The sequence below is a fragment of the Modestobacter versicolor genome (genome assembly GCF_041028285.1).
Lineage (GTDB): Bacteria > Actinomycetota > Actinomycetes > Mycobacteriales > Geodermatophilaceae > Modestobacter > Modestobacter versicolor_A.
The window spans coordinates 1-609 of the sequence record NZ_JABGDB010000037.1 but is presented as its reverse complement, the minus strand read 5'-3'; the positions used below and the strand labels follow the sequence as shown (position 1 = coordinate 609).

Sequence of the window (609 nt, the reverse complement as noted above, 5' to 3'; positions counted from 1 at the left end):
TATATGATTTCACCTGTATCAAGCCTGTAATACACGTATATGCCGTATTGGCTTTCTGAGGTGTCAGTGTATGAACTCCTGATGTAAAACTTATCACTCTTTTTTGCTGGCATGTTCCCACTCCTTAACATTTTGTGCTATCTCTTCCTTAAACCCATCATGTTTAAGTATTTCCGGATTGATGCCTCACACCTCAAACAGCATCATTGTCCATTCAGGGTATGTGTCTATCATAACCTTGAACTCAACAGGCGTAAGCATTCTTCCAAAAACATTAACCATACCAATTCTTATCTGCTTGATTTTTTCAGGGCTCAAATCAATATGTTTCCTTTTGCCATCAACCACAAAGAAAATTCTCTGTATCTGACTTCAATCTCTTTTGCTATCTGCCATATTATTTTTCACCTTTCTTAACTTTTTCCAATTTTCAACCAAATTTTGTATAAATTAGTATATAATGTTTTTTGAATGATGACCTTTTGATGTGCATCCTGTGCCCATTGGCAAGTGAACCATTCATGTATCTCTCAGATTTGACTGATACGGCAATTCCATTACATACCATATCAGCAGCCTGACCCTCATGCCAGACATCTGAATGCAGCT

The 609-nt window shown here is 37.1% G+C and carries 1 protein-coding gene; it reads right to left on the bottom strand.

Features of this window, described 5'->3' with window-relative positions; genetic code table 11:
- Window positions 1-186: 186 nt before the first annotated feature.
- Entirely contained in the window at window positions 187-348 is a 162-nt protein-coding gene (locus HL054_RS22150; protein ID WP_259542294.1) for a hypothetical protein, read from the bottom strand.
- Between the last annotated feature and the right edge of the window lie 261 nt (window positions 349-609).